This is a genomic window from Streptomyces sp. NPDC048718 (assembly GCF_043198875.1).
Taxonomy (GTDB): domain Bacteria; phylum Actinomycetota; class Actinomycetes; order Streptomycetales; family Streptomycetaceae; genus Streptomyces.
The window spans coordinates 371,481-392,264 of sequence record NZ_JBICVG010000001.1; the positions used below are offsets into that span (position 1 = coordinate 371,481).

A 20,784-nucleotide genomic window follows, 5' to 3' on the forward strand; every position below is an offset into this window, starting at 1 on the left:
AAGGCTTGGGGGTGTTGAGTTGGGGGATCTCTTCTGTCCGTCGCCTATCTCCTTGAAGGTTCACGGGGAGATGTGGTCTGCTGGCGGCAGCATCGCGTGCCGGTGACGGTCTGCGTCAGGCATGGAGGTGCGGAACCGAAGGGACTGCCCTCCGTGGCCTCCCGTAACGAGGGCGACCGTGTCGTCGCCCTGAGCCTTCAACTCTCCCAAGCGCATGAAGAACTGCTGCGCCGGCTCCGCGAGATCCGCTCCCACCTCGGCCGTCGCCGGCTGGACGACGACGTGCTTCTCACCCACTGCCTGGCCTTTTGCGCCGCCCTCACCTCGCACCACGAGGGGGAGGACGGGGGCCTGTTCGCCGAGCTGGTGAGGGTACGGCCGGACCTCGCCCCGACGATCGAGAAGCTCGTCGAGGACCACGGCTTCATCTCCTCGATCCTGTCTCGTGTCGGAGAACTCGCCGACCGGGCCGTTGGATCGCAGGGGCCGACGCTGGAAGCGATCGGCGGGGAGTTGGACGGACTCGCCGCGATCATGGAATCCCACTTCGGCTACGAGGAACGGGCGATCGGCCAGGCTCTCGACAGCGGGGTGGCGGAGGGCGGCTGGTCGGACCGGGTGTTCCGGTTCGCGGGCGAGACGGATTCGCCGAGCCGCCGCCGAGCGGCCCCGTAGCTGCCCGGGCCCCAGGCCCAGGCCCCAGGCTCGGGCCCCTGCCTCACACCGCCCCCAAGGCCTCCGTCGGGGTCAGCCGGGCGGCCCGGCCCGCCGGGTAGAGACCGGCCGCCGTTTCTGTGGGGTTCTGGTGGTGGCCCGCCCTCTTTCCGAGTGTGGCCCCCTCCGCCGGCCCCTCAAGGGCGCTCCCTTCGGTCGCGTCGCTTGCGCGATGGGCTGCGCCCACCCTTGACCGCCCGGCTGCGGGAGCCTTTTCACACTCGGAGGGCGGGCCCGGGGAAAGGGTCCACGCGGGGGCTGTTCTGTCCGCTGGCCGCCGTAGGCGAGTGGCAGGCCGGTGGGTGGGGTGGGGTCCGGGTATCGCTCCGGTCTGCTTGTCGGGTGCGCGTGGGCGGGGTGGGGGCTCGGTTTGTGGCCGGGGTGGGCGGGGCTGTATCCGTCGGTTCTGGGTGCGCGGTCGTGGAGTGGGCCGGCCCCGGCTGTCTCGGCGGCCGGCCGCCGTCGTACGGCGGGGATTCATGCCCCGCTGGTCACCCCCGGCGGGTGGGGGTGGGGGAAACCCCGCTCGCGCGGCGGCCAAGCCCGCCTGGATCGCCTCTGGAGTCACACGAGTTCACTCCGGCCCCATTTTCGGCGGGGATTTCGACTTACGTCGGGCCTTGGCAAAGTGGGTAAAATCCGGGGTCTGACGATGGGAAGCCGCGGGTCGGCTCCTGTGCTCCCCGCGCACGCGGGGGTGGTCCCCACCAGCCGTCATCCTGCATGCGGACCAGGTGGTGCTCCCCGCGCACGCGAGGGTGGTCCCTGTCGCTTGTCCGTGAGGCTCTCGGGCTGAGGACGAACTTCCCGCTGATGGGCTGGTGGGTGCGTAGCTCGGAGCGAGTCCGGCCGTACGCCGGCTGCGGACCGCATGCGGAAGCCCCGGCCGGCGTGGAAGCTGGCCGGGTGATCCGGGCGTTGCCGGCTTCGGGCTGGGTCTGACGCAGCAGCCTCAGCCAAGCAGCGCTGACGTGAGGCTGGTCGAAGCGGGCCTCCAGATGTGCAACGCTTCGTTCTCCTGGTTGAGCATCAGTCTGGAGCCCTTCCTGTGAGCACCGAGCGCCGCATCCCCAACGACTTTCGCCTTATCGTCACAGGCGGGGGCACGGGAGGGCACACCTACCCCGCTCTCACGGCGATCCGCGCGATGCGGGATCGCCTCGCAGCTCTCGGCCAGAGTTTGGAGGTGCTGTGGATCGGCACCGCCGACGGTCTTGAGGCCAGAGTGGCGCCGGCCGAAGGTATCGAGTTCGCGACGGTCGCCACGGGAAAGATCAGGCGGTCAGGTAACCCCTTGAAGATGCTGTCCGCAGCGAACGTGCGGGACATGGCCAGGGTCCCCCTCGGCGTCGCCCAAGCGCGCAAGCTGGTATCAGACTTCGCGCCCCACGTGGTGCTGGCCACAGGTGGCTACGTCGCGGTCCCGGCAGGACTCGCCGCCCGCATGTGCAAGCGCCCCCTCGTACTGCACGAACAGACGGTGCGCCTCGGTCTCGCCAACCGAAAGCTCGCCGGCTCGGCGACCCGGATCGCGGTGTCGTCGGAGTCGTCACTGCCACTCCTACCGGAAGCCGTACGCGGCCTCGCAGTCGTCACCGGCAATCCGGTTCGTCCTGAGGTACTGACCGGACATGCCGACAAGGCCGTTCAGGTGCTCGGGCTGGACGGATTCGACCGGCGGCTGCCCACGGTGTACGTCACCGGCGGGGCGCAGGGTTCGCAGCAGATCAACGACCTGGTCGCCGGCGAGCTGCCGTGGCTGCTGGAGCGCGCGAATGTAGTCCACCAGTGCGGCCCCGCCCACCGCGAGGCGCTGGCTGCGCGGGCGGCCGGGCTGCCCACGGCTCTCGCTGCCCGCTACCACGTCACGGGGTTCGTCGGGCCGGAGCTGCCGGATGTGTTGGCGCTGGCCGATCTGGTGATCTCGCGCAGCGGCGCGGGCACACTGGCGGAGTTGACCGCCCTGGGCAAGCCCGCCGTCTTCGTCCCGCTCGCCACGGCAGCCGGCAACGAGCAGGCGCACAACGCCCGTCACCTGGAGACGTCTGGAGCAGCGGTCGCCCTGCTCGGCGACGTCACCGGCGGACACCTCCGCGACGCGGTGGGACCGCTTCTGGAGGACCCGGTACGTCGGGAGGCAATGGCGACCGCGGCCCGGGCGCACGGACGCCCGGATGCCGCAGACAGGCTGGTCGACGTGCTCCTGTCCGCAGCATCCGGGTGACGCCCCGGAGAGGGCCGCTAGGTGATGAGGCCGCCGCCGTGTAGAGCGGTGCCCGCCTCGATCATCACGGCGCAGTCGAAGAACGCGGCGTCGTCCTCGCCGATCGGGTCGGGGACGTCGCGGCCGTCGAGGTAGAGGCACAGTTTGCTGTCGTGCTGCGGGCCGAAGACGGCCCGCAGCGTCGCCAGGACGGAGGCGTCCATGGCGAGGACGGTGTCCGCCCAGCCCAGCATCTCCAGGGTGATGTGCCGGCCACGGTGGGCGCTGAGGTCGAAGCCCAGACGCCGGGCCGCTTCAACCATGGACGGATGGGCGGGCTTGTCCTGCCACTTGCTGATGAGTCCGGCGGAGCGGACCGCCAGACGCGGCCCGCCGCGGCGACTCAGGGCGAGTTGGGCGAACGGGCTCCGGCAGTAGTTGCCGAGGCACACGGTGAGCACCTTGGTGGGCATCAGGCACCTCCGGCGTGCTTGAGGGCGTCCTGGAGGATGTTCACGACGTGGTGGATGTCGGCTTCGGTGAGGTGCTGGTGGAAGGGCAGGCTCAGGATCTCCGCGCCGGCTTGCTCGGTGACCGGCAGGGGGCGCTGCCAGGGTGCGAAGGCGGGTTGGAGGTGGTTGGGCGGGTAGTGCACGCCGACGCCGATGCCCGCCTCGCGCAGGTACGCGAAGACCTCGTTCCGGTGCTGCACGCGAATCTGGCACAGGTGCGGCACGGCGTGGTCGGGGTCGACCTCGATGAGCCTCACGCCTTCGAGGTCGGTGAGAGCGTCCTGGTAGGTGTGCCAGAGGTGGCGGCGGGTGTTCGCTGTGGTGTCGAAGGTGTCGAGCTGGGCCAGGCCGATGGAGGCGTTGAGGGCCGAGAGCTGGTAGCGCAGGCCGAAGCCGGCCACCTGGTAGGTGGTGGTCTCGGCGCGCTCGCTCTGGGACTGGACGACACCCAGGAGGCGTAGCCCGCGGAGGGTCGCGGCGTCTTCGGGCGTGCGGGGGATGATGGCGCCGCCCTGGCCGCAGGTCAGGTTCTTGATCGGCCCGAAGGAGAAGCACGTCAGGGCCTGTCCGTCGGCGCCGACGAGCCCGGTGCCGCTGCGGGAGCCGAACGCGTGCGCCGCGTCCTCGATGACGCTGATGCCCCGCTCGGTCAGGTTCTCGTGGATCGGGGCGAGGTCGACGGCCCGGCCGCCGAAGAGGACCGGAAGGACGGCGGCCGTGCTGTCGGTGACCGCCTCCATGAGGAGCTGCGGCGTGGTGCACAGGGTGGCGGCGTCGACATCGACGAACCGCGGGGTCGCTCCGGTGGCGAGGATGACCTGCACGGTGGCGCAGAAGGTCATGGACGGCACGATCACCTCGTCACCGGCGCCGATGCCGGCGGCGAGCAGGGCGCAGTGGAGCGCGGCGGTGCCGGAGGTGACGGCCACCGCGTCGGGCACGCCGAGGTAAGCGGCGATCCGCCGCTCGAACTCCTCGGTGACGTCGGTGTGCCCGTACTGGCCGCTCTCCAGCACGCGGGTGACAGCCGCTGCCTCAGCCCCGTTGAGGAACGGGCTGGCGTTGCGCCTGTGGTCGGGACGGATCGGGGTCATACGGCGTCCTCCTCAGCGGCGGTGCGCTCCAAGTCGGCGGCGTCGCCGACAGACAGCGTCTCGACGTAGTTGGTCAGGTACATCCCCGGCCGGTAGGTGAGCCGGCTGTGGTCGACGGGCAGGCCGAAGAGCCCGCGCACCATCTGGCCGACGAGGTCGGCGCCGGCGGCCTCCGTCAGCGGGAAGCCTCCGGCGATCCGGACGTTCAGCTCGGTGATGGTGATGGCGCCGTTGTCCTGGATGAAGCCCTGTACGCAGCACAGGCCCTCGGCGCGGACGGCGCGCAGCGTGCTGCGGACGAGGTCGAGGACGGCGGGGTCGTGGAAGGTAGTGGAGACCGCGGCGAGTCCGGCCTTGACCAGGTCCCGGCGGCGCAGGATCGCCGAGGCCCGTCCGGAGCGGTCCACGAGGCAGTCGGCGGTGAACTCGACGCCGTGCACCCGCTGCTGTACCAGCGCGTCCGGCACCAGCTCGTCCAGCATCAGGGCGTGGCGCCGGTTGTCGACGAAGTGGACGTGCTGGGCTCCGTGGCCGCACCGGGGCTTGACCACCAACTCGGTGTCGTCGGGGACTTGACCGAGGGTGTCACCCCACCAGGAGCGGGGGGTGGGCACGCCGTGCTCGGTGAGCACCTGGTGGAAGGCGGCCTTGTCGATGCACGCGTGGACGGAGGCGGGCTCGGGGAGCCACAGCCGCACTTCGGCCTCCTTCAGACGCGCGGCCATGCGCAGCAGCGGCGGGAGGTCGTTCTCGATGGCCGGAACGATCGCGTCGACCTTGTGCATACGGCACAGCTCGGCCAGGCGGGCGCAGTAGCCGGGGTCGGTGGCCAGGGGAATGCGCTGGGGGGTGATGCAGGGCAGGAGGAAGCCGGGGGCGAGCGGGTTGGCGTCGGCGGCGACGACGTGGTGGCAGCCCATGCGGGTGAGGCTGCGGGTGAGCGCGAAGCCGGGGTTGGCGCCGACGCCGGTGACGAGGATGCGGCGCGCTTCGATCTGGTCAGTGGCCACGGGGCATCTCCATTGGGGCAAGCAGCGGGTGGGGGGCGGAGGGCTGGATCGTGCGAGGGCCGGCGGTCGCCAGCGGGGCCCAGCGGTCGGGGTTGCGGCGGTACCACTCGGCGGTCTCGGCGAGCCCGTCTACCAGACTGTGTTGTGGCCGGTAACCGAGCAGGTCACGGGCCTTGGTCCAGTCGATCGAGTAGCGGACGTCGTTGGCCGGCCGGTCGGCGATGTAGGTGACCGCGTCCCAGGAGGCGTCGCAGATGGCCAGCAGGTGACCGGTCAGCTCCTTGGAGGAGAGGTCGGTTCCGCCACCGAGGTTGTAGATCTCCCCGGCCTCGCCGTTGCGCAGCACCGCCTCGATCCCGGCGCAGTTGTCCTCGACATGCAGCCAGTTGCGCACGTGCTGACCGCGGTCGTGGAGAGTGACGGGCATGCCGCGCAGGAGTCGGGTGACGAACAGAGGGATGATCTTCTCGGGGTACTGGTACGGCCCGTAGTTGTTACTGCTGCGGGTCACGCACGCCGGAAGCCCGAGCGTCCGGTGTGCGCCCAGCGCGACCAGGTCGCCCGCTGCCTTGGACACCGCGTAGGGGACGGTGGGGCACAGCGGCGCCTCCTCGGTCGCCGTGCCCTCGACGAGCGGGCCGTAGACCTCGTCGGTCGAGACGTGGACGAACCGGTCGACACCGTGGCGGTGCGCGGCCTCCACGAGGACTCGGGTGCCAAGCACGTTCGTGGACAAGAACCCGTCGGCCGCGGCGTAGGAGCGGTCGACATGGGACTCGGCCGCGAAGTGCACCACGGCGGTGGTCCCGTCCCCCATCAGCGCGTCGACGATCGCGGCGTCGCGGATGTCGCCGTGGACGAAGCGCAGCTTGTCGGACAGGAAGGCCGTGCCCAGGTTCTCGATGTGACCGGCGTAGGTGAGCGCGTCGAGGACGGTCACGCGGGTGACATCCTCGGCCTGGATGATCCGCTTCACGAAGTGCGAGCCGATGAAGCCGGCTCCGCCCGTCACAAGGACTTTGTCCATGGAAGCCTCCGGGGAGGTGCGAGCAGCGGGACGGCTCGGTGTGCCGTCCGTCTGCGAGACCACCGTGGCGCCTGCCTGATGCGGCTGGCACTAGTCAGAGTGCTTCCCGCACACAGTGTGCGGGACTGGCACGTGCCGTGCTTCCGCACGCCCCTGTTCGCACCGGGGTAACGGCGCTAGCGTCGTGCGCCCCGCCGGTATGCAGGAGGTGCCAGGGCATGCCCGAGAAGGACGACTTAGGGGCCGTAATTCGTGGTGCGCGCAGCGCCCTTCGACTGACACAGACGCAGGTTGGCGAGATGATTGGCTACTCGGCGTCGGCTATCTCCCGGATCGAGAGCAACCGGATGCGGGTAGACCTCGATACGCGGCTGCGCTTGGCCCGAGTCCTGGGTATCCCGCCCGAGAGGGTGGGCGGGTTTCCTGACCCTGCGGACCCTGTGATCGATACGGTGGTGACCGGCCCGATGCCCGACGAGGAGGACGCGATGCGTCGACGGAACCTACTGGCCGGAGCGCTCGCTGTTGGTGCGTCGGCCGTCGCCGCCGGTCCCGGTACAGCGGCGGCCGCAAGCCTGGAGGACGCGCTGTTCCACCTCCCGGCCGCCGAGCCCGCACCGCTCCATGCCTTGGCGGCCCGGACCGCCGCCGCGCGTGAGGCGTTCACCGCCGCCCGCTACAGCCACCTCGCCACCGTCCTGCCCGGCCTGCTGGCCGCCGCCGAGGCGACCCGGGACGCCGCCGGCGGCCGAGCCCGCCAGCAGGCGAACGGCATCCTCGCCCGCGTCTACGTTCTGGCCGCCGAACTGGCCTCGAAAGCGCACTCCGACGCGGCATGGGTCGCGGCAGACCGCGCCCTTGCCGCCGCACGAGCCAGCGGCATGCCGGTACCCGTCGGCGAAGCCGCCCGGGTGCTCGCCATCAGCATGCGCCGGTCCGGCCACTGCTCCTCCGCCGTCCGGCTCCTTACTCACGAGGCGGCCGGGCTTGCCCCGTCCGAGGTCCGTACCGGCGCCGTCAGGGCCACGCTGCTGCTGACCGGCGCCTATTCGGCGGCTGTTGGAGGCGACCGCACGACAGCCCTCGCCCTGCTCGACCAGGCGGACGAGGACATCAAGCGCCGCCCGCAGTCCCCCGCCGGGCTGTTCACCGTCGACGCGACCATGACCCAGGCCGCTGTCTACCGCATCGGTGTCCACACCACCCTCGGCACCCCGGACGAGGCCGTCGAGATCGCACGGGGTCTGAACGTCGACCTCATGCCGACCGCCGAACGCCGGGCCCGCGCCTGGACCGACACGGCCCGCATGTGGCACGCGCTCGGCAACGGCGAGCAGACGTTCGCCGCGCTGCGCCACGTCGAACAGGAAGCCACGCAGGAGGTCCGACGCCCTGCGCTGCGCGCGCTGACGGCGAACCTCCTCTACGGCCCAGCCCGAGTGCAGGGGCTGAGAGAGTTCGCGGTCCGCACCGGGGCCGTGCCTGCGTAGGGGGTGGGGTGTCCGGGCCCGCCTGGATCGCCTCTGGAGTCACGCGAGTTCACATCCGCCCCATGGCGGGTGCGGAGTAGCGTCTTCCGCCCCGGGGTGGGTGAGTGCGCTCGCGAGCGTCCGAGGGTGCCTCTGGAGTCAAAGGAGTTCACAATTGCCCTGTTTAGGGATGAAATGTTGGCTTAAGTCGCGCCTTGGTAAAGTGGGTAAAATCCGGGGTCTGGTGATGTGAAGCCGCAGGTCGGCTCCTGTGGTCCCCGCGCACGCGGGGGTGGGGCCAGCTCTGGCGTCTTCTGCCAGGGCATGGCGGAGTGATCCACGCGCAGGCGGTCCGCCGGGATCGGGATCGGCGCCTTGATTTCGTGTCCGCGCAGGTAGAGGCGGTTACTGCGGGCGTCGTACGCCTGGTCGGCCCGCACCCGGTCCGGGCGACGGCTGCCGCACTGGTCATGTTCTCGGTCAACATTCGTGGATTTTTCGGTCATTCCGATAGAAAGGCCCTGTCGTGCGGGCGTGGACGCCCCACCGTGGAAGGAGTCTGTCCCGGTTCGGGGCGGAACGGGGTGATCGAAGAGCACGGAGGAAGGGACGCCATGGAGGTACGTGCACGACTGCGCGGGGGCGCGGTCGCGATGGGGGCCGTGGTGCTGGCGGTTGGGGCGCTGGGGGCCGGGGTGGCTCCGAGTCGGGCGGCGGCTGCCGACCAATGGCGGCCCCAGCCGGGGACCCTGTACATCTCCGACCTGCCGAAGACCGAGTCCTGGCGCGCCAAGCCGACCGTCCGGGGGTGGGGCGACGATTTCGACTGTCCGGTGGGCTGGCCCGCCGAGCCGGCCGAAGTCAACGTATGGCACCGGGACTTCACCACTGCGGAGACCGCGCTCGCCCAGCAGAAGGTGGCGGTCTTCGACACGGAAGCCGAGGCCATCGCCTTCGCTGACAAGGCCCGGCAGGACTACATCGCGTGCGCGCACGCCCCGCAGCGGCCCGGCGTGACCGCGACCTACCGCGACCACGGGGTGATCAACGTCGAGGAGGGCGCCACCCTTCAGGGGATGCACACCTTCGACTCCAACGCCACCGAGCGCCCCGACTACAACTACCTGTGGGGCGTGGGCCGCGACGGCGACACGGTGACGCTGGTCCTGTGGCAGAGCTACTGGGGTGATCCGCCCGTGATCCCGTGGAAGAACACCCTGAACACCGCGGTGAAGAAGCTGTACTGAGCACTAGTGCGGTCACAGCACTAGGAAGCGGGCAGAACGTCGTGGCCTTGTTCGGCGAAGCCCCGGTTGTGGGGATGCCTCGACGTGTCGGTAGGGGGGAAGAATGTGTTCGTTCATTCGCCGTCACACCGCGGTTGCGGTCGTGGTAGCCGCAGCCGGCATGTTCGGTGCTGCGACCTCACCCGCGCAGGCGGCCACCAATCCGAACCCCATCAGCTGGACCGTCTACTCAACACACGTCGGTCCTCATGGAGAAGACGTCCCCCTCCGCGTCGGGCAGAAGGATGCCGGCGGCGTCGACGGGTTCGGAAAGCGCCACATCGAGTCCGGTCATGCCGATCAGATCTCAAGCTGGTCGAATATGAAGCAGGACATCGACAAGACCTTGCACCGGGGGAAGTGCACGACCAGCGGCAGCAAGATCACGTGCAAGCTGAACAGCCACACCTTCCGGAACACCAACGCCAGCGGCATGACAGTGGTATTCACGGAACGGGTGGATTCGCGATCGAAGGATCGCCGTCCCGTCGGCGTCATCACTGCGTACTACTACAACTGCGGATGCTAGGGATCGCATGACGAAGATCGCAGAGTACCAAGCGTATCTCGAAGAGTTCCGCGCCGAGGTCATCGAGGGGCTGAGGCCGACGCTCGCTGAGCACTTGGCCACTCTGAGTGATCTTTCGTACTCGGAGGACGATGACGGCGTCTGGGCGGAGGCGGTGGTGCGTCTTCCCAGGCGGAAAGACCCTTGGGTCCGGCGACGCCTGATCATCCCGGCTCAAGGCCCCGACAAGGACGCGTGGCTGGCAGGAACCATCTTTTCCTCTGCCCTCACCGAAGAGCTGGACCTGGGTCGTATCTGAGCCCCTGCACCATGACGCCACACGAGACAGAGTCCGTAACCGCCGACAAGCTATCCAGCCCCATGCAACGACACCTTCGGACACTCCGCCCACCCAGGCAGGTCACCCGATCAGTGGCTCCCCTTCCCGTCGGAGTGGCTCTCGATCACCATGGAGTCCACCCACCGCGGTCGAGTACATCCGTTCCACGAACGGCCCAATCCCGGCTCTCATCACCGCCGGAGTCATGGCTCCCAAATGACCCGATAAAAACGCCAGCCCGAGTGCAGGGGCTGAGAGAGTTCGCGGTCCGCACCGGGGCCTGCCTGCGCCTGCGTAAGAGGCACGGTCGTCTGGCTCGCCTGAATCGCCCCCTGGGTCACACGAGTTCACTCCGGCCTCAAGGCGGGTGCGGAGTAGCGTCTTCCGTCCCGGGCTGCGTGAGTAAGTGCGCTCGCGAGCGTCCGAGGGTGCCTCTGTTGTCACAGGAGTTCCCACCCGCCCCATTTCCGGCGGGGATTTCCCCTTACGTCAAACGGGTGGCGAAGTGGGTAAAATCCGGGGTCTGCTGATGGGAAGCCGCAGGTCGGCTCCTGTGATTCCCGCACACGCGGGGGTGATGTCCATGCGGGCGCTTGCCGGTTCTTCAGTGGCACCGGCGGTGATCAGCGGGGCATGAATCCCAGCCTGCCGACGGCCGTCACTCGCCGAGCCGAGCCGGGCCGCCCCATTCCACGACCGCGCACCCCGGGCAAGCGGGCACGGTCCCACCGGCTCGGACCGCGAACTCAGCCCCACCCCGCCGGCGGACGGGCAACAGAACCACCGGAGCGATACCCGGACCCCGCCCCGACCCCCCGGCCCGCCACCCGCCCACGGCGGCCAGCGCAAAAGCATCGCCCCCGCGTGGACCTTCCCCCCGGTCCGCCCTCCGAGAGTGTCTTTCGCGCCTGGAGGCGCTGGGTCAAGGGTGGCCGAAGGCCATCGCGCGAGCGACGCGACCGAAGGGAGCGCCCTTGACGCGGCGCTGGAAGGTGCGACTCTCGGAAGGAGGGCGGACACCACGCCAAGCGCACTCGGACCTTGCGCTATGACACGTCCCCGCCCACCCCGTGCGGGTCGCCCCGACGGGCTACGCCGTCCGCCGGCCCTTCGGGGCCGTCAGGACCTGGGACGTTCCGATCAGTGCGAGGCCGAGCATGAGGGTGGTGACGTCGACGTCGATGGGCAGGAGGCGGGCGGCTCCGACCGCCGCTGCCAGCAGCAGTGCTCCCGTACCCCAGACGCGGGGCCGGTTCACCGAGCGGCCCAACCGGGCGACAGGCACTCGGTCGTTCACGAGCGCCAGTACACCCATCGTCGCGAGAATCAGCGCCATCAGCGTGATGACGGCCGTGTAGATCATCATGGTGTTCCCCCCGAAAACCGTTTCTACGACCATGCTCGCAGCAACCGTCCGGCGGGGCCATGCCGTACCCCGGCAGAATCCTGCCCCACCGCCTGCCCGCCCACGGCAGCACATGCTGCCGTGGGCGGCGGCATCATCAGGCGGTCGCGGCCTCGGTCGCGAAGGCGGACCAAGCCGCCGTCGCAACGGCGAGCTGAGGGCCGTCGATGTTCTTGGAGTCACGGACGTGGACGGTGGTGGGGTGCACGGCGACCTCCACGACTGGCCGCCTTCGCCGCCGCTGTAGCTGCTCTTGAACCAGGCCAGTTCTGAGGACTCATGGCTCTCCCGGCGTCTTCTCGATGAAGTCCTCTTCCGGCGCCGTGATCAGCCAGGAATGACCGAAGCTCTCGATGTACGCGACTCATGGCGACCCTTTGACGGGAGCAGGGTGAACGCCACCATCTGGGGGGGGTGAAGGACCGCTCGGTCGGCAAGACGGTCTGGGCGATTCTGCCGAGACACCGATGAGTTTTCGGCGCCGGTCCCGTCTACTTCTCTGAAAGCAGCGAAGCCAGCAGCAGCGAGGAGACCCGAGATGCCCTACGCCGACGTCAACGGAATGTCCCTGTACTTCGAGGAGCACGGTTCCGCCCCCGCGGCGGCCGTCCCCCTGGTCCTGCTGCACGGCGGCTTCGGCGCCGGGGAGAGCTTCGCGCCGCTGCTCGCCGCCGGGCTGGGGGAGGGGCGGCGGGTGATCACCGTCGATCTGCGGGGGCACGGGCGTACGCCGGATGTCGCCGGTCAGGCCCTGACGCTGGAGGCGATGGGGGACGACATCGCCGCCCTCCTCCGCCACCTCGGCGTCGCGAAGGCCGACGTCCTCGGCTACTCCCTCGGCGCCGGCGCCGCCGCGCGGTTCGCCATCCAGCACGAGGAGTTGGTGAACCGCCTGGTCCTGGTGTCGATGCCGGCGCGCCGCGACGGCTGGTTCCCCGAGATCAAGGCGCAGATGGACGCGATGAACGAGGGCGCGGCGGAGGCTCTGAAGGGCTCGCCGATGTACGAGCTCTACGAGCGGATCGCGCCCCGCCCCGAGGACTGGCCCGTCCTCGTCGGCAAGGTCGCCGCGATGAACCGGCAGGACTACGACTGGTCCGACGAGCTCGCGGCGCTCACCGTGCCCGTCCTGCTCGTCTTCGCCGACGCCGACGGCATCCGCCCCGCCCACATGGTCGAGGTGTTCGCGCTGCTCGGCGGAGGTCTGAAGGACCCGGGCTGGGACGGCGCCGGCCGCCCCGCCTCCCGGCTCAGCGTCATTCCGGGGGCCTCGCACTACGACCTGATGTCCTCGCCGCTCCTTGTGCCTACGGTGCTGTCCTTCCTCCAGTGACGTTTCTGCGGTGAATCCGGTCCCCCGGAAGAGTGAGTAAAGCGCGCGTAACGAGACATTCCCCCTTCTCTCCAGAAAAGATCAGGTTTTGGCAAAGTCCTTGTGTCGAAGACCTGCTGAGGAGTCGGAGCATGAGTTACGGCAACGCCCTGCGTGACCGGATCGCCGGGCCCGGGACCACCCCGCTGATCGGTGTGTACGACATGTACTCGGCGTCCGTCGCGGCCGAGCACTACGACGGGATGTTCGTGTCCGGGTTCGGGTTCGCCGCCTCGTACTACGGGCTGCCGGACATCGGGTTCATCGCCTGGCCCGACATGCTCGGCTTCGTACAGCGGCTGCGCGGCGCCTTCCCCCGCCACCACCTGCTGGTGGACATCGACGACGGGTACGTGGACCCCGAGGTCGCCTGCCACGTCGTCGAGAGCCTGGAGCGGATCGGCGCCTCCGGCGTGATCCTGGAGGACCAGAAGCGGCCCCGCCGCTGCGGGCACGCGGACGGCAAGCAGGTGCTGCCGCTGGACGAGTACCTGGCCAAGCTGGAGATGGTGCTCCAGACCCGGCGGGACCTGGTGGTCGTGGCCCGCACCGACGCGACGGACGAGGACGACATCCTGCACCGCGCGGAGCGCCTCGCCGCCACGGACGCGGATGTCGTGCTCGTGGACGGCGTACGGAGCGTGGAATGGATCCGGCGGATCCACGAGGTCGTCGACGGCAAGCCGCTGCTGTTCAACCAGATCGCGGGCGGCAAGTCGCCCCGCCTGTCGCTCGGCGAGCTGTCCGATCTCGGCGTGGCCGTCGCGATCTACAGCACGCCGTGCCTGTTCGCCGCGCACGTGGCCATGGACTCGGCCCTGTCCGAGCTGAAGCGGGCCGACGGCCGGTTGCCCGTCTTCGACGCGACCGCCGGCGTCGGGGTCGCCGCCTCCACCCGGCTCCTGGAACGCAACATCGCCCGCAACCAGGAGCAGCGGGCGCGGACGCGGGTGGGCGCGTGAGAGACCCGAGAGAGCCGAGGGAGCTGAGAGAACCGAGGGACCCCTGGGGTACGGGCCGTGCCGGGAGTCCCGGCCGTCCCCGGCGGGTGCGGCCGTTCGTCGTGCTCGGGCTCGCGGCGGCGGCGCTGGCTGCCGGGACGGCGCCCGCCCTCGCGGACGGCAGCCTCGTCACCGTGATCGACAACCGCGACGCCGACTCGATCCTGGAGGTCGACCGTACGGCGAACGTGCAGTCCGGCAGCAGCGGCAGTACGGCGGGCAGCGATCACGACGGCAGCGCGGTCGACGCCATCCAGGCCCTGTTCGGCGACGTCGAGCCGGACGGCGACTGACCGTGACCACCGGAGAAGGACCCGGAAGGGGGTGCGGGGCCTACGGGGTCAGCGGCGCCGTTCTACGATGCCGCGCACGAACGCCGCCTGGCCCGCGTGCTGGTTGCCCTCGGCGACGAGGCTGATCAGGCGCGGGCCGAGGGTGACATGCGGAGTCCAGCGGGTGTCGACGACCCGGTCCAGGTCGGCGTCGGTGAGGCCGCCGACGTGGTCGAGAGCGCGGGCGTGCACCGCGTCGTGATAGCCGAGAAGCAGCTCCGCGTCGGCGCGGACGGCCGCGACCTGCTCCTTCTCGTGGCCGAAGCCGATGTCCCCGTCGGCGAAGGGTAGTTCGAACCGGCCGGACCAGCCCTCGGCGGTCCACACCTGTTCGGTGCCGAACGCGTCGGCGAAGTGGTCGTCCGTGACCCGGGTCAGATGCCAGACCAGCCAGGCGATGGAGTTGGCGTCGGGGTCGACCCGTACGGTCAGCTCCTCGACCGACAGGCCCTCGACGGCCTCGTGCACCGCCTCCTGGATCCTGCCGAAGGCGTCCAGCAGCAGCTCGGAGCTCTTCATGGGCCCTCCGGCCTCCTCGTCGCGGTCCGGTCCGTGGCGGTCCGTGGCGGTCCGTGGCGGTCCGGTCCGTGGCACAGCCCGCCATGCGACGGACCGCCGGGGCCGGCGCCGTCCGTCACGGCTCTGCGGCCACGGTACGACGGGGGCGGGCGGCCCGCCGGGCCCGTCGTACCCCGGTTACGCCGTTCAGCGGCAGCCCGGCACGAGGCTCCGGCAGCCTGCCCCGCGCCCCGCGCCCCGCGCCCCGGGCGGCCGGCGGGTGACCTCAGCGGCGCCCCGGGTGGTCGCGGCGCCACTCGGCCACCGCCGCCTCGACGTCGAAGGGCTTCAGGTTCAGCGGCGGGCCCGCCGGGGGCCGGGCCAGGGCCTCGGCGATACGGGTGTTGATCTCGCCCAGGACGCGCCGCAGCTGGGACTCGGAGGCGGCCGTACGGGCGGCCTCGGCGGCGTCCTCGGCCGCCTTGCGCAGGGCCAGGGCCGGCGGCAGCGCGGCGAAGCCCTCGCGGTGCATCTTCTGCTTGACCCACCACAGTTCGTCGTACGGCGCGTCGTCGCCGGCGAGCGGCTTGCCGAAGCCGGACAGCCGGGCGAACTCGCCGCGCTCGGTGGCCTCGCGGATCTGCTTGTCCACGAAGGACTCGAAGCTGACCCCGGGGGGTTTGCGGTCCGTCATGACTCCAGAGTAGGGAGTTCCGGCGATCCGCTCCAGGGTCTGTTGCGGCACCTGATCTTCCGGCACCCTGTCCTGGCCGACCTCGAACACCTATCCGCCTTCGAGGCCGGGCTCTGTTCAACGCGCGTCAACTTCTCAATCCCCATGGGAGCCACGCATGCGTTCCAGAACCACCCCCACTCCAAGCAGCGGCATCACCCGGCTCACCGCGCTCGGCGGCCTGCTCGCCCTGCTCGCCGGACTGCTCACCGTCCTTACCGCCGCCCCCGCGCAGGCCGCGCCGCTCTTCAAGGCGCCGTTCCCCTGCGGCCAGAACTGGACGTACAGCCATCACTCGGCCGAGGTCCGGCTGGCGCTCGACTTCGTACGGAACGACGGCGGGACCACCGCCGGAACCCCGGTGCTGGCCTCCGCCGCCGGCACGGCCCACCGCTACTCGCAGCCCACCGGCGCCGGGAACTACATCGCCATCGACCACGGCGGCGGCTGGACGACGTACTACTTCCACCTCAGCGCGTACTCCGTCGCCGACGGCGCCTCGGTCGGCCAGGGGCAGCAGATCGGAGTCACCGGCTCGACCGGCAACAGCTCCGGCGCCCACATCCACTACGAGCAGCTCTACAACGGCGTCGGCCAGAACATCGTGATCAACGGGGCCTCGCTCGCGCCGTACCCCGGCTCGTACGGCTCGAAGTCGCTGACCAGCGACAACGGCTGCTCGGGCGGCGGTGGCGGGACGTACTGGGTGGACACCTACGCCAACGCCATCGGCTACGCCCAGGCCAACACGAACGACGCCCAGGGCGTGCTGAACGCCGGCACGAACTACGTCTCCTGCAAGGTCTGGGGCCAGGAGGTCCGCGGGAGCTCCGGGAGCTTCAACCACTGGTGGCTCAAGACCGACCTGGACACCGTCTACGCGGGGAAGAACGGGCGCGGCGCGTATGTCTCCGCGTACTACCTGTCCCGCTGGGGCAACGACGAGGCCCGGGACAACAACGGAGCGGTGATTCCCACCTGCTGATGTCCGCTCACTGATCCGGCCCGCCCGGCGGGCCCGTCCCGAAAAGGGCAGGAGCCCCACTCGTGCGCGTCGCGCAGCGGAGTGGGGCTCCTTGGGTACTGCTATAGAAAGTCTGCGATCGTCCCAGCGGCCTTAGGCCGGGGTGACGTTCTCCGCCTGCGGGCCCTTCGGGCCCTGCGTGACGTCGAAGGTCACGGCCTGGTTCTCCTCAAGGGAACGGAAGCCGTTCGCGTTGATCGCGGAGTAGTGGACGAAGACATCCGGGCCGCCGCCTTCCTGGGCGATGAAGCCGAAGCCCTTTTCAGCGTTGAACCACTTCACGGTTCCGGTAGCCATGAGCCCTCCTATGGGCCAAAGGGTCGCCCTGCTCCAGAACCTGCAAACAAGTCTGAAAACTACAAAAGCCTGCGGGTTACATGCTCCGCAGGCTCTGTACTGCAAGGGAAACCAAACTGCAACTTGCGGCGAGCCTAGCACGCGACATCCGCGAAGGGGTAGAGGGAAGGATCACGTCACTCGCATGTTTGACGCGCCTCCCCGCCGCTGACGTACGACTGACGTACGACCCGGCGCTGCCCGGCGCGCGGGGCGGGTCTAGCCTCGCGTTGTGGACAATGCAACCGATGACCACCAGAGCAGCCGGCCACGAGTCGGACACATCCAGTTCCTGAACTGCCTGCCCCTCTATTGGGGCCTCGCCCGCACCGGGACGCTCCTCGATCTGGAGCTGACGAAGGACACCCCGGAGAAGCTCAGCGAGCAGCTGGTGCGCGGCGACCTCGACATCGCCCCCGTCACCGTCGTCGAGTTCCTGCGACACGCCGACGAGCTCGTCGCGCTGCCGGACATCGCCGTCGGCTGCGACGGCCCCGTGATGTCGTGCGTGATCGTCTCCCAGCGGCCCCTGAACCAGCTGGACGGCGCGCGGGTCGCGCTCGGCTCGACCTCGCGCACCTCCGTACGGCTCGCGCAGCTCCTGCTCGCCGAGGTGCACGGCGTGACGCCGGACTACTACACCTGCCCGCCCGACCTCGGTCTGATGATGCAGGAGGCCGACGCGGCGGTGCTGATCGGCGACGCGGCGCTGCGCGCCTCGCTGCACGACGCGCCGAGGCTCGGCCTGGAGGTCCACGACCTCGGCCTGATGTGGAAGGAGTGGACGGGGCTGCCGTTCGTCTTCGCCGTCTGGGCCGTCCGCAAGGACTTCCTCGCGCGCGAGCCGGAGACCGTCCGCGAGGTGCACAAGGCCTTCCTGGCCAGCCGTGATCTGTCCCTGGAGGAAGTCACCAAGGTGGCCGAGCAGGCGGCGCGCTGGGAGTCCTTCGACGCCGAGCTGCTGGAGCGATACTTCCGGACGCTCGACTTCCGCTTCGGTCCGGACCAGCTGGTGGGCGTGCGCGAGTTCGCGCGCCGGGTCGGTCCGACGACCGGCTTCCCGGCGGACGTACGGGTCGAGCTGCTCGGCGAGCAGTAGGCCGGAGAGCGGCAGGCCGGCGAGCGGGAGGACACCGCCTCTCCGGCGGCTGGAGAGCAGGAGAGCTGGAGACAGGGGCGGGGCCGACAAGGCCCCGCCCCTCCTGCGCGCCGGGCCCCGGGCAGGGGTGCGAGGGTACGGGGGTGGGCCGACCGGGTCAGGACGAGGCCGGGATCGGGCCCTGGAGGTACTGGCTGATCCAGGCGATCGTGCCCTCGTCCATCCCCTTCATATAGCTGCGGGCGTTGTGCGCGCCGCCCTCGATCACCTGGAGGTGGGACTTCACCGGACCCTTGTTCGTATAGGTGCGGATGAAGTCCTTCAGCGACTCCATGATCCCGGTCTCCAGGGTGCCGATCTGGAAGGCCAGGTACACCCGGTTGGCAGGGGTGTCGGGCTTCCGGGCCAGGGCGGTGGCCAGCTCCTCCGGGTCGTTGGCCTCCCGCTCCTCCTCGTACCCCTTCCACAGGGGCGAGTCCGGGACGGTGTCCGGACCCGAGGCGATGGCCGCTTTGAACTTGTCCGGTTTCTGTAGCACGGACTTGAGCGCGGCGAAGCCGCCGGAGGACGAGCCCATGAAGGCCCAGCCGTCCCGGGACTGGAATGTACGGTAATTCGCCCGGACGAAATCCGGCACGTCCTCGGTCAGCCAGGTGCCCATTTTCGGCTGCCCCGGGATATCGCTGCCGTCGTAATAATGCTTGTTGTTCGGATTGAGTACAGGCATTACGACGATGAACGGAACGCTCTTCCCCTGCTCCGACCAGCGGGCGACGTTCGATTCGAAGCCGAGATGGGTGCTTTTCCAGTAATTCACCGGATAGCCGTAACTTCCGGGCAGCGAGATCAGCACCGGGAAGCCGCTCTTCGCGTACGCCGGATCGGAATACTGCTTCGGCGTCCACACCCACACCTTTCCGGTGAATCCGGACTTGGCGCCGTGCAGGTCCGTGACCCGGATCCGGGTGCCGTCGGCGAGGGTGGTGGCGGTCGTGAAGCTCGCCGCCGGGCCGGTCGGGAAGAGCGTCCGGGGCACCGCGGCCTTGCTTGGGTGCAGACCGGCCCGCGGCGGGGCGACCGTGTCCGGCGTCGCGCACCCGGCGAGGGCGGTGGCCGGCAGGGCGGCGGCGATCACGAGGGCGGTGGCGCGGAAGGTACGGAAGGCGCGGGAGGCGTGGGAGGCGCGCGGGGTGCGGGAGGCGCGCGGGGTGCCCGAGGCGGGGGAGGCGTACCGGCTACGGAAAGGGCGGCGGCGTGACATGACTGCTCCGGCGGTGCGTGCGGACGTACGCCCGTACGTCCGCGTCGGCTTGTGGTGGCGCTGGCGCGAGATGTGCTCTTCCTGCCTAACGCCGGTGGGGCCGTTTACGGAGCGGGAAATCGGCGAAGCCGCCCGCCCCGACCCCGCGGACCCATCGGATCCGGCCGGATCCCGCCGTCTCCCTCCCTCCGATCGCCCCGACCCCCTCCGATCACCCCGATCCGGCCGCATCCCTCCGATCCGGCCGCGCGGGACCGGCCCGAATCCGCGCGGGGCGCTGGCGTAGGCTGGTTCGGTTCGTTCCGTACGCATCCGCACTCCTCCGTACTCCTCCGAAAGGGACACGCCCGGTGACCGAGAAGGCCGAACTCCAGTCCGTTCTCGACCGCGCCGCCGCGGGTGGCCGGATCACTCCCGAGGAGGCGCTCGACCTCTACCGTTCGGCTCCGCTGCACGCCCTCGGCGCCGCCGCCGACGCCGTGCGCCGCCGCCGGTACGCGGGCACCGAGCACATCGCGACGTACATCATCGAGCGCAACATCAACTACACGAACGTCTGTGTGACGGCGTGCCGGTTCTGCGCCTTCTACGCCGCGCCGAAGGACACCAAGAAGGGCTGGACCCGCGACCTCGACGACATCCTGCGCCGCTGCGCGGAGACCGTCGAGCTGGGCGGCACCCAGATCATGTTCCAGGGCGGCCACCACCCGGACTACGGCGTCGAGTACTACGAGCGGCACTTCTCGGCCATCAAGAAGGAGTTCCCGCAGCTCGTCATCCACTCCCTCGGCGCGTCCGAGGTCGAGCACATGGCCCGCATCTCCGGTGTCTCCGTCGAGGAGGCCATCACCCGGATCCACGCGGCCGGTCTCGACTCCTTCGCCGGTGCCGGCGCCGAGCTCCTGCCGGAGCGTCCGCGCAAGGCGATCGCCCCGCTGAAGGAGAGCGGCGAACGCTGGCTGGAGATCATGGAGATCGCCCACAAGCTGGGGGTCGAGTCCACCTCCACCATGCTCATGGGCACCGGCGAGACCAACGCCGAGCGGATCGAGCACCTGCGGATGATCCGCGACACGCAGGACCGGACGGGCGGCTTCCGGGCCTTCATCCCCTATACGTACCAGCCGGAGAACAACCACCTGAAGGGCCGCACCCAGGCGACCCTCTTCGAGTACCTGCGCATGATCGCCATCGCGCGCATCTTCCTCGACAACGTGGCCCACATCCAGGGCTCCTGGCTCACCACCGGCAAGGAGGTCGGCCAGCTCTCCCTGCACTACGGCGCGGACGACCTCGGTTCGATCATGCTGGAGGAGAACGTGGTCTCCTCGGCCGGTGCCAAGCACCGCTCGAACCGCCTGGAGATCATCGACCTCATCCGCAAGGCCGGCCGCGTCCCGGCCCAGCGCTCCACGACGTACGAGCACCTCGTCGTGCACGAGGACCCGGCGAACGACCCGGTCGACGAGCGCGTGGTCTCGCACATCTCGTCCATCGCGATCGAGGGCGGCACCGCCCACCCCGAGCTGAAGCTCCTCGACGCGAACTGACCCGAGGGCG

The 20,784-nt window shown here is 69.9% G+C and carries 21 protein-coding genes and 2 pseudogenes; 13 read left to right on the forward strand and 10 right to left on the reverse strand.

Features of this window, described 5'->3' with window-relative positions; all coding sequences use genetic code 11:
* Positions 1 to 153 precede the first annotated feature (153 nt).
* Together ACGFRB_RS01755 and ACGFRB_RS01760 are read left to right on the forward strand one after the other, a co-directional pair.
* On the forward strand, positions 154 to 675 hold the full coding sequence (locus tag ACGFRB_RS01755) for a hemerythrin domain-containing protein (protein WP_393237634.1): 522 nt from the start codon (positions 154 to 156) through the stop codon (positions 673 to 675).
* Between the two features lie 1,087 nt (positions 676 to 1,762).
* Positions 1,763 to 2,938: a glycosyltransferase gene (locus ACGFRB_RS01760; protein ID WP_393237637.1), complete on the forward strand. Its 1,176-nt coding sequence runs from the start codon at positions 1,763 to 1,765 to the stop codon at positions 2,936 to 2,938.
* A 17-nt stretch (positions 2,939 to 2,955) separates the two neighbouring features.
* Here the strand turns inward: ACGFRB_RS01760 and ACGFRB_RS01765 are convergent, their stop codons facing one another.
* Genes ACGFRB_RS01765 through ACGFRB_RS01780 form a run of 4 tightly spaced genes read right to left on the reverse strand, consistent with a single transcriptional unit; the run spans position 2,956 to position 6,560 of the window.
* A complete protein-coding gene (locus ACGFRB_RS01765) occupies positions 2,956 to 3,390 on the reverse strand; it encodes a low molecular weight phosphotyrosine protein phosphatase (protein ID WP_393237640.1) in 435 nt (144 codons plus the stop codon).
* Positions 3,390 to 4,523 carry a DegT/DnrJ/EryC1/StrS family aminotransferase gene (locus ACGFRB_RS01770; protein WP_393237643.1) on the reverse strand — a complete coding sequence of 378 codons (1,134 nt, stop codon included), beginning with the start codon at positions 4,521 to 4,523 and terminating at the stop codon, positions 3,390 to 3,392. The genes ACGFRB_RS01765 and ACGFRB_RS01770 overlap by 1 nt, the downstream gene beginning before the upstream one ends.
* Positions 4,520 to 5,533 (reverse strand): ATP-grasp domain-containing protein, encoded by a 1,014-nt coding sequence (locus ACGFRB_RS01775; protein WP_393237646.1) that lies wholly within the window; start codon positions 5,531 to 5,533, stop codon positions 4,520 to 4,522. Before ACGFRB_RS01775 ends, ACGFRB_RS01770 begins: the two co-directional genes overlap by 4 nt.
* A complete protein-coding gene (locus ACGFRB_RS01780) occupies positions 5,523 to 6,560 on the reverse strand; it encodes a dTDP-glucose 4,6-dehydratase (protein WP_393237649.1) in 1,038 nt (345 codons plus the stop codon). Before ACGFRB_RS01780 ends, ACGFRB_RS01775 begins: the two co-directional genes overlap by 11 nt.
* A gap of 218 nt (positions 6,561 to 6,778) precedes the next feature.
* Between ACGFRB_RS01780 and ACGFRB_RS01785 the strand changes: the two are divergent.
* The 5 genes and pseudogenes from ACGFRB_RS01785 to ACGFRB_RS01805 all read left to right on the forward strand — a co-directional run.
* Positions 6,779 to 6,910 (forward strand): annotated as a pseudogene (locus ACGFRB_RS01785) (multiprotein-bridging factor 1 family protein); the annotation flags it as partial.
* A 138-nt stretch (positions 6,911 to 7,048) separates the two neighbouring features.
* Positions 7,049 to 8,050 (forward strand): XRE family transcriptional regulator, encoded by a 1,002-nt coding sequence (locus ACGFRB_RS01790; RefSeq protein WP_393238213.1) that lies wholly within the window; start codon positions 7,049 to 7,051, stop codon positions 8,048 to 8,050.
* A gap of 593 nt (positions 8,051 to 8,643) precedes the next feature.
* Positions 8,644 to 9,276: a hypothetical protein gene (locus ACGFRB_RS01795; protein WP_393237652.1), complete on the forward strand. Its 633-nt coding sequence runs from the start codon at positions 8,644 to 8,646 to the stop codon at positions 9,274 to 9,276.
* Positions 9,277 to 9,379: 103 nt separating this feature from the next.
* Positions 9,380 to 9,844 (forward strand): hypothetical protein, encoded by a 465-nt coding sequence (locus ACGFRB_RS01800; RefSeq protein WP_393237655.1) that lies wholly within the window; start codon positions 9,380 to 9,382, stop codon positions 9,842 to 9,844.
* 7 nt (positions 9,845 to 9,851) lie between these two features.
* Positions 9,852 to 10,142 (forward strand): hypothetical protein, encoded by a 291-nt coding sequence (locus tag ACGFRB_RS01805; RefSeq protein WP_393237657.1) that lies wholly within the window; start codon positions 9,852 to 9,854, stop codon positions 10,140 to 10,142.
* A 1,111-nt stretch (positions 10,143 to 11,253) separates the two neighbouring features.
* Here ACGFRB_RS01805 and ACGFRB_RS01810 read toward each other — a convergent pair.
* Both ACGFRB_RS01810 and ACGFRB_RS01815 read right to left on the reverse strand, forming a co-directional pair.
* Positions 11,254 to 11,529 carry a hypothetical protein gene (locus ACGFRB_RS01810; RefSeq protein WP_363002426.1) on the reverse strand — a complete coding sequence of 92 codons (276 nt, stop codon included), beginning with the start codon at positions 11,527 to 11,529 and terminating at the stop codon, positions 11,254 to 11,256.
* Positions 11,530 to 11,665: 136 nt separating this feature from the next.
* Positions 11,666 to 11,835: pseudogene (locus ACGFRB_RS01815) on the reverse strand (DUF397 domain-containing protein).
* A gap of 271 nt (positions 11,836 to 12,106) precedes the next feature.
* On the opposite strand from ACGFRB_RS01815, the gene ACGFRB_RS01820 reads away from it, so the two are divergent.
* From ACGFRB_RS01820 to ACGFRB_RS01830, 3 genes are all read left to right on the forward strand, one after another.
* A complete protein-coding gene (locus tag ACGFRB_RS01820; protein ID WP_393237660.1) occupies positions 12,107 to 12,901 on the forward strand; it encodes an alpha/beta fold hydrolase in 795 nt (264 codons plus the stop codon).
* A gap of 131 nt (positions 12,902 to 13,032) precedes the next feature.
* A complete protein-coding gene (locus ACGFRB_RS01825) occupies positions 13,033 to 13,902 on the forward strand; it encodes an isocitrate lyase/PEP mutase family protein (RefSeq protein ID WP_363002431.1) in 870 nt (289 codons plus the stop codon).
* Positions 13,899 to 14,234, forward strand: coding sequence for a hypothetical protein (locus tag ACGFRB_RS01830; RefSeq protein WP_393237664.1), 336 nt, complete (start codon positions 13,899 to 13,901; stop codon positions 14,232 to 14,234). Before ACGFRB_RS01825 ends, ACGFRB_RS01830 begins: the two co-directional genes overlap by 4 nt.
* A gap of 48 nt (positions 14,235 to 14,282) precedes the next feature.
* Here the strand turns inward: ACGFRB_RS01830 and ACGFRB_RS01835 are convergent, their stop codons facing one another.
* Positions 14,283 to 14,792, reverse strand: coding sequence for a DUF664 domain-containing protein (locus ACGFRB_RS01835; protein ID WP_393237667.1), 510 nt, complete (start codon positions 14,790 to 14,792; stop codon positions 14,283 to 14,285).
* A gap of 265 nt (positions 14,793 to 15,057) precedes the next feature.
* The gene (locus tag ACGFRB_RS01840; RefSeq protein ID WP_363002437.1) at positions 15,058 to 15,465 is read right to left on the reverse strand and encodes a DnaJ family domain-containing protein; all 408 of its coding nucleotides are present in this window, start codon (positions 15,463 to 15,465) and stop codon (positions 15,058 to 15,060) included.
* 157 nt (positions 15,466 to 15,622) lie between these two features.
* Between ACGFRB_RS01840 and ACGFRB_RS01845 the strand changes: the two genes are divergently transcribed.
* A complete protein-coding gene (locus tag ACGFRB_RS01845) occupies positions 15,623 to 16,489 on the forward strand; it encodes a M23 family metallopeptidase (RefSeq protein ID WP_393237670.1) in 867 nt (288 codons plus the stop codon).
* 132 nt (positions 16,490 to 16,621) lie between these two features.
* On the opposite strand, the gene ACGFRB_RS01850 is transcribed toward ACGFRB_RS01845, so the two are convergent.
* Positions 16,622 to 16,825 (reverse strand): cold-shock protein, encoded by a 204-nt coding sequence (locus tag ACGFRB_RS01850; protein ID WP_003948780.1) that lies wholly within the window; start codon positions 16,823 to 16,825, stop codon positions 16,622 to 16,624.
* Between the two features lie 271 nt (positions 16,826 to 17,096).
* Between ACGFRB_RS01850 and ACGFRB_RS01855 the strand changes: the two genes are divergently transcribed.
* A complete protein-coding gene (locus ACGFRB_RS01855) occupies positions 17,097 to 17,963 on the forward strand; it encodes a menaquinone biosynthesis protein (protein ID WP_363002442.1) in 867 nt (288 codons plus the stop codon).
* Positions 17,964 to 18,120: 157 nt separating this feature from the next.
* On the opposite strand, the gene ACGFRB_RS01860 is transcribed toward ACGFRB_RS01855, so the two are convergent.
* Positions 18,121 to 19,224 (reverse strand): alpha/beta hydrolase, encoded by a 1,104-nt coding sequence (locus ACGFRB_RS01860; RefSeq protein WP_393237675.1) that lies wholly within the window; start codon positions 19,222 to 19,224, stop codon positions 18,121 to 18,123.
* Between the two features lie 350 nt (positions 19,225 to 19,574).
* On the opposite strand from ACGFRB_RS01860, the gene mqnC reads away from it, so the two are divergent.
* Positions 19,575 to 20,774 (forward strand): cyclic dehypoxanthinyl futalosine synthase, encoded by a 1,200-nt coding sequence (gene mqnC / locus ACGFRB_RS01865; protein WP_363002446.1) that lies wholly within the window; start codon positions 19,575 to 19,577, stop codon positions 20,772 to 20,774.
* The last annotated feature ends 10 nt before the right edge of the window (positions 20,775 to 20,784 follow it).

Bases quoted from the DNA above. Each gene is read 5' to 3' on its own strand.
- ACGFRB_RS01790 (WP_393238213.1), top strand. From the start codon at position 7,049: ATGCGTCGACGGAACCTACTGGCCGGAGCGCTCGCTGTTGGTGCGTCG.
- ACGFRB_RS01780 (WP_393237649.1), bottom strand. From the start codon at position 6,560: ATGGACAAAGTCCTTGTGACGGGCGGAGCCGGCTTCATCGGCTCGCAC.
- ACGFRB_RS01770 (WP_393237643.1), bottom strand. From the start codon at position 4,523: ATGACCCCGATCCGTCCCGACCACAGGCGCAACGCCAGCCCGTTCCTC.
- ACGFRB_RS01820 (WP_393237660.1), top strand. From the start codon at position 12,107: ATGCCCTACGCCGACGTCAACGGAATGTCCCTGTACTTCGAGGAGCAC.
- ACGFRB_RS01835 (WP_393237667.1), bottom strand. From the start codon at position 14,792: ATGAAGAGCTCCGAGCTGCTGCTGGACGCCTTCGGCAGGATCCAGGAG.
- ACGFRB_RS01805 (WP_393237657.1), top strand. From the start codon at position 9,852: ATGACGAAGATCGCAGAGTACCAAGCGTATCTCGAAGAGTTCCGCGCC.
- ACGFRB_RS01765 (WP_393237640.1), bottom strand. From the start codon at position 3,390: ATGCCCACCAAGGTGCTCACCGTGTGCCTCGGCAACTACTGCCGGAGC.
- ACGFRB_RS01845 (WP_393237670.1), top strand. From the start codon at position 15,623: ATGCGTTCCAGAACCACCCCCACTCCAAGCAGCGGCATCACCCGGCTC.
- ACGFRB_RS01800 (WP_393237655.1), top strand. From the start codon at position 9,380: ATGTGTTCGTTCATTCGCCGTCACACCGCGGTTGCGGTCGTGGTAGCC.
- ACGFRB_RS01840 (WP_363002437.1), bottom strand. From the start codon at position 15,465: ATGACGGACCGCAAACCCCCCGGGGTCAGCTTCGAGTCCTTCGTGGAC.
- ACGFRB_RS01860 (WP_393237675.1), bottom strand. From the start codon at position 19,224: ATGTCACGCCGCCGCCCTTTCCGTAGCCGGTACGCCTCCCCCGCCTCG.
- ACGFRB_RS01810 (WP_363002426.1), bottom strand. From the start codon at position 11,529: ATGATGATCTACACGGCCGTCATCACGCTGATGGCGCTGATTCTCGCG.
- ACGFRB_RS01850 (WP_003948780.1), bottom strand. From the start codon at position 16,825: ATGGCTACCGGAACCGTGAAGTGGTTCAACGCTGAAAAGGGCTTCGGC.
- ACGFRB_RS01795 (WP_393237652.1), top strand. From the start codon at position 8,644: ATGGAGGTACGTGCACGACTGCGCGGGGGCGCGGTCGCGATGGGGGCC.
- ACGFRB_RS01825 (WP_363002431.1), top strand. From the start codon at position 13,033: ATGAGTTACGGCAACGCCCTGCGTGACCGGATCGCCGGGCCCGGGACC.